The organism is Floridaenema fluviatile BLCC-F154, assembly GCF_041929135.1.
GTDB lineage: Bacteria > Cyanobacteriota > Cyanobacteriia > Cyanobacteriales > Aerosakkonemataceae > Floridanema > Floridanema fluviatile.
Genome location: NZ_JBHFNS010000002.1, coordinates 1 through 5,496 on the forward strand (window position 1 = coordinate 1; position 5,496 = coordinate 5,496).

Genomic DNA, 5,496 nt, shown 5'->3' on the forward strand with positions numbered 1-5,496 from the left:
GTGTAATGGAAGGAATCAACAATAAAGCTAAACTAATTATGCGTCAGGGTTATGGTTTTACAAATTTTGAAAGTTTTCGTGCCCGCCTTTTAGGTAGTTTTTCTGATTAGAAATATTTATCACAGACTTTAGAGGAGAGCCCCAAAACTTTCCTTGGGCGGCGGCGGCAACGGCTGCTTGGGCTGCCCGTTGTGCCTGGGGATGAATCTGGATCTGTGGAAAATGGCGGAAGATAAAACATAAATAATCCTCTCCAAAAGAAACCGTAAACTCTTGCCGAATGATTTTAATCAGCTTGTAAACGGCTGCACTTCTAAGACATTGATAATCCCCATACATCACTAACATCACGGCGGCACTTAGCATACCTTGACTGTGATCTTGGGTTGAAGCTGGCACAACTAAAGAACTGGAACTATGGTCGTCGATCATCTTTCTACATCTGTATCAAGCATGGAACCTTGCGATTCACTTGCTCAATCCATATAAATTCAATATAAGCAATTGGGTTTTAGTTGTCGTCTACAGTGAGTTAACATTTTTAGGCTGTAATTTGATGGAGCAGCCGCTCCTTCTTAAGATAGAAGGTAGGCTCTAACTCAAATTAGACTCAAAACTTAATTGCACGGTCAATCCTATCCGTCTGACGCGATCGAGAGCCGTTGCCTACATCATCTGGCGGATCGGGCGGACAATCACTTCGTTGACATCGACATCATCCGGCTGAGACACGGCATACAGAACAGCGCTGGCGATCGTATCCGGGTTGAGTGCGTCTTTGCGGAGTTCTTTCAAGAAGCCTTTTGTTGGCTCGTCCGTGATATCAGAGCCGAGTTCGGTTTCAACCACACCGGGAGAGATGACGGTGACGCGAATTATTTTCGACTCCTGCCGCAGTCCTTCGGAGATTGCCCAAACTGCGTACTTGGTCGCGCTGTAAACTGCGCTGGTGGGTACTACCACATGGGCACCAATCGACGCGGTATTGATGATTTGTCCGCCACCTTGCGCTTCCATAATCGGCAAAGCTGCTGCAATACCATTCAACACCCCGTTGATATTCACGTTGATCATCGTGTCCCATTCCTCGACTTTCAAGGCATTCATCGGGGAGAGCGGCATCACGCCTGCGTTGTTAAAGATGACATCGACGCGATCAAACTTGTCTTTTGCAAACCCAATGAACGCTTTCACATCTTCTCGATCAGTGACATCTACGGCTTTAAATTCTGCCGTACCGCCTGAAGTGTGGATCTCCTCAACAATCTTTTCCAGCTTTTCGGTGCGCCGTGCGCCCAAAAGCACCTTTGCACCGTTTCGAGCGAGTAACTTAGCTGTGGCTTCGCCAATCCCGCTACTGGCTCCAGTGATCGCAATGACTTTGTTCTCAATGTTTAACATCGTTGTTTTCCTTTCTGTTCGAGTTGAGTGCTGTGAACTAAATATTGATTTCCATTTCCTGGATCATGAATGTGAAACCCTTGTCCACAATTCTGTAAACTTGCTCATGTCTAGGAAGGCGATCGCTTCGATTACTTGGTCGTCTTTCATGCGGAAATACCAGGTATAGGTGTTCCGGTACGGTCTGCCGTCTCTGGCAGTCGCCTCTCCGTCCCATAGCACGATCACCATATCGCCTGACTTAAATAACGCACTATTTCAATCTCCTCAAGCTAATTTTTACTTGGATTTGCTTCCAGTCAATCTATCAACAGCAGCTTCTATTGCAGTTTGTCCGGTGCGCGTTTCTATCTCTGGGCTACTTTCAAAGACGATATAACCAGAGTTGAAACCGCGCATCATCTCGCTGTAGCTGTTGACGGCTTCAGGTGAAAAGCCAAAGCTGGAAATCGTTGCTTGCCAGTCGCTTTCGGGAACAGCAATTGCCTGTACATTACGGTTAAGCACAGCGGCAAAAGCAGCAGCGACATCGTTTGGTGAGTAGTCGATCGGACCATGCAGCTCGATGATGCGCTGACCTTTCCAGTCTTCAATCATGGCTTCAGCCGCAGTGCGCCCGATGTCTTCGGTCGAAACCATAGGCAGCCGACGATCGAGTGGAGCAAAAAAACTGGGCAGTACCCCTTGTTCGGCAGCGATCGCGGCGGCACTCCCCCAATTCTCCATAAACGCTGCCGCTCGCAGAAATGTAACGGGAACTGCCAAGTTGCCCAACATGCGCTCTAAAATATGGGTCGTCAAAATGTTGCCCGTACCGGAAGCGTGCTGTGAACCAACCGAAGACAGTAACACGACCTTCCGTGCATCAGCGTTTGTAAGGGCTTCAACATAACACTCGCCGATCTGTTCTGCCAGCGCAAACATATCGCTGACGTTGTAAGCAGGTGGGTTCATCACATAGACGGCATCCGCTTCACGCATCGCGGCAGTCATCGCTTCGACATCAGTGACTTCGGCAACCGCTACGTCTGCACCTTTCTCTCGCCATGTACTGGCAGCTTTATCAGAGCGCAAGACAACGCGCACTGGAAAATTTCTCTCAAGCAAAGCGTTAGCCACTGCTGAACCTGTCTGTCCCGTCGCTCCAAAAACTACATACATAAGGTTTTCCTGCTCATTAATCATTCCGGTCACTCAGGCGATTTTTGCCTTCTTGCATCATTGCCTGATCCTCATCTTGTCTATTCGTCTGAGTTCAGCATAGGTTTGAAAAGCTGGTGTTGAAATGCCCAAACCTATCCGATGATTGCCTAATTCTCCAGAATGATCGTTTGCAGAGATTCTATAATGGCAACTGTAAGGTATTGAGTTAGTCGAGTCTCTGCTATGACAGTCGCAATCTCTCGCCCTGACATAATCGCGGATTACCGCCAAGAAATCGCCACACGGATCATGCGGCATACCCAATCTAGCGGCAACATGATTCAACCCACGGCGATCGAGCAATTAGACTTTGCGCGCTCAGATACAGTATCTACCGCACCTCATAGCGTGTATGAACCCATCCTGGCGATCGTCGTTCAAGGTCAGAAAAAAGCATTTCTGGGTGAGGAGATGTATCAGTATGGTGCAATGCAGTATCTTGTCGTCTCCGTTGATTTACCGCTGAGTGGCTTTGTGACTGAGGCGACATCTGATAAGCCGTATTTGGGGTTGAAGCTGAACTTAGACTTGATGCAATTGTGTGAGATGGTTGCCCAAATGGGTACCAGTTCGGCAAAGAAAGAAAACTCTGTTCGAGGCGTATCAGTTAGCAACGTCGATCCAGCCTTGATGGAGTGTGCCCTTCGCCTCGTCAAGCTCTTAGACACTCCGCAACACATCTCCATGCTGGCACCGTTGATGATCCGTGAACTCTATTACCATCTGCTGTTGGGTGAACAGGGGGAAGCCGTGCGTCAAATTGCCACATCCGGCAGTAATATGCAGCGAATTGCTTTAGCGATTCAACAAATCAAATCTGATTTTACCCAGCCGATGCGGATCGAGGATTTAGCGAGTCAGATCGGGATGTCTACTTCGTCGTTCCATCAGCATTTCAAGCAAGTCACTTCGATGAGTCCGCTTCAGTATCAGAAGCAGTTAAGACTGTTAGAAGCGCGTCGTCTGATGCTCGCTGAGGATTTCGATGCGACCTCTACTGCCTACCAGGTGGGATATGAAAGTCCCTCACAGTTCAGTCGGGAATATTCGCGATTGTTCGGTGCGCCGCCCATTCGAGACATTGAACGGTTACGGACAGCTTGAACGAAGACTGCTAGTTATCCATTGACCAAAAAAATGGGATACAAGCCCCGCCCTTGTAGGGCGGCTTTAATTGTGTTAAGCTAATTGCCGTAGAGGTTTTCCACGTCAGATGATAGTTTTAGAGTTTAAGGCGCAAGGGAAAACAATTCAATATCAAGCCATTGATGAAGCAATTAGGACTGCCCAATTTGTTCGCAATAAATGCCTCCAGTTTTGGATGGATAATCGGGGAGTTGGGCAGAAAGAATTGTATCGACACAATACGGTATTAAGGGCGGAATATCCCTTTGTGAAAGCTTTAAACTCTCATGCTTGTCAGGTTGCAGTGGAATGGGCTTATTCAGCAATTGCTCGATTTTATGATAATTGCCGAAAGTCTGTTCCTGGCAAAAAAGGCTATCCAAAGTTTAAGAAAAACTGCCGTTCAGTTGAATACAAAACTTCAGGATGGTCACTTTCTGAAACTAGGAAACAAATCACCTTTACAGATAAAAAGGGCATTGGCAAGCTAAAACTCAAAGGAACGTGGGATCTAAACTTCTACCAATTAGAGCAAATAAAACGGGTGAGAATAGTTCGACGTGCTGATGGCTATTATGTCCAATTCTTAGTGAAAGTGGACAACAAAGTAGATTGTCAGCCGACAGGTAAAGCTATTGGGTTGGATGTAGGAATTAAAGAATTCTACACAGATTCCAATGGTTACTCAGAACCAAATCCTAAGTTTTATCGCATAAGCGAAAAACGTCTAAAACTTAGACAAAGACGGGTTTTCCGAAAAAATATTGGCTCTGCCAACCGGAGAAAAGCTGTTAATAGATTAGGGCGAGTACACCTCAAAATAAGTAGGCAGCGTGAAGAACACGCTAAAAGAGTGGCGCGTTGCGTAGTTCAATCTAACGATTTGATTGCCTACGAAGATTTGAGGATTAAGAATTTAGTAAAAAATCATTGTCTGGCTAAATCTATTAATGATGCAGGTTGGTATCAATTTAGAAAATGGGTGGAACATTTTGGGGTGAAGTTTGGCAAGATAACTATTGCGGTTAATCCGGCCTTAACTTCTCAAGAATGTTTCTGCTGTGGTGCAATCGTAAAAAAATCCCTATCTATGAGAACTCATATTTGTAAATGTGGGTTCATATTGGATCGGGATTGGAATGCGGCACTGATGATTCTAAAAGTAGCCTTAAGTACTGTAGGGCATACAGGAACTTGGATCGTAGATCCGAACGCTTCAGGAGATTTAGCCTCTACTTTGATTGGAGTAATCCTGTCAGGGCAAGCTGAGTCTATGAATGAAGAATCACCGCACTTGTAGGGCGGTGAGTGTCAATACAGCAACCCTATAAACTGACAATGCCGCGTTTAACAGCAACAATCACCGCTTGAGTGCGATCGCTCACATCTAACTTATTCAAAATTCGGTTGACATGAGATTTGACCGTGCCTTCACCAATACTCAAAGCAGTTGCAATCTCGGCATTACTCATCCCCTGTGCCAGTGAGCGGAGGACAGTCAGTTCTCGTTCACTCAGTTCTGGATTGCTGAGCCGTTGAACTAACTTTGCTCCCACATCGGGCTCCCCGTGCCTCAAGGAGAATTGTGACCTGATCTCGACGAATTTCTATATCTTCAGTCCTGATCCCGCATTTCTCACAAAATAGTTGTTAGAGGCCACACCCCTTATTTCGTCAAAGCTAGACAGAATAAGGTTTTCAACAGTGTGTTGTTTTTTCTAGTCTCGGTTGAACAGGTTCAAATGCTTACTATACAAAGCTTCCAGA

At 46.2% G+C, this 5,496-nt stretch carries 6 protein-coding genes and 2 pseudogenes; 3 read left to right on the forward strand and 5 right to left on the reverse strand.

The annotated features are described in order from the left end of the window. Positions 1-110, forward strand: a 110-nt coding sequence (locus ACE1B6_RS30020; RefSeq protein ID WP_459562952.1) for a transposase, incomplete at its 5' end; no start/stop codon positions are given. 31 nt (positions 111-141) lie between these two features. On the opposite strand, the pseudogene ACE1B6_RS00070 reads toward ACE1B6_RS30020, so the two are convergent. The 4 genes and pseudogenes from ACE1B6_RS00070 to ACE1B6_RS00085 all read right to left on the reverse strand — a co-directional run. Beyond that, positions 142-432: pseudogene (locus ACE1B6_RS00070) on the reverse strand (disulfide bond formation protein DsbA); the annotation flags it as partial. A 234-nt stretch (positions 433-666) separates the two neighbouring features. After that, positions 667-1,401 carry an SDR family oxidoreductase gene (locus tag ACE1B6_RS00075; protein WP_413255191.1) on the reverse strand — a complete coding sequence of 245 codons (735 nt, stop codon included), beginning with the start codon at positions 1,399-1,401 and terminating at the stop codon, positions 667-669. Between the two features lie 63 nt (positions 1,402-1,464). Beyond that, complete coding sequence (locus ACE1B6_RS00080) at positions 1,465-1,632, reverse strand: nuclear transport factor 2-like protein (protein WP_413255192.1); 168 nt, start codon at positions 1,630-1,632, stop codon at positions 1,465-1,467. 48 nt (positions 1,633-1,680) lie between these two features. Further along, positions 1,681-2,586: an NmrA family NAD(P)-binding protein gene (locus ACE1B6_RS00085; RefSeq protein ID WP_413255193.1), complete on the reverse strand. Its 906-nt coding sequence runs from the start codon at positions 2,584-2,586 to the stop codon at positions 1,681-1,683. A gap of 201 nt (positions 2,587-2,787) precedes the next feature. Between ACE1B6_RS00085 and ACE1B6_RS00090 the strand changes: the two genes are divergently transcribed. Together ACE1B6_RS00090 and ACE1B6_RS00095 are read left to right on the forward strand one after the other, a co-directional pair. Next, complete coding sequence (locus tag ACE1B6_RS00090; RefSeq protein WP_413255194.1) at positions 2,788-3,708, forward strand: AraC family transcriptional regulator; 921 nt, start codon at positions 2,788-2,790, stop codon at positions 3,706-3,708. A 109-nt stretch (positions 3,709-3,817) separates the two neighbouring features. After that, positions 3,818-5,029, forward strand: a complete 1,212-nt coding sequence (locus tag ACE1B6_RS00095) for an RNA-guided endonuclease InsQ/TnpB family protein (protein ID WP_413255195.1) — start codon at positions 3,818-3,820, stop codon at positions 5,027-5,029. 25 nt (positions 5,030-5,054) lie between these two features. Here ACE1B6_RS00095 and ACE1B6_RS00100 read toward each other — a convergent pair. Then, positions 5,055-5,291, reverse strand: a pseudogene (locus ACE1B6_RS00100) (response regulator transcription factor); the annotation flags it as partial. Positions 5,292-5,496 lie beyond the last annotated feature (205 nt).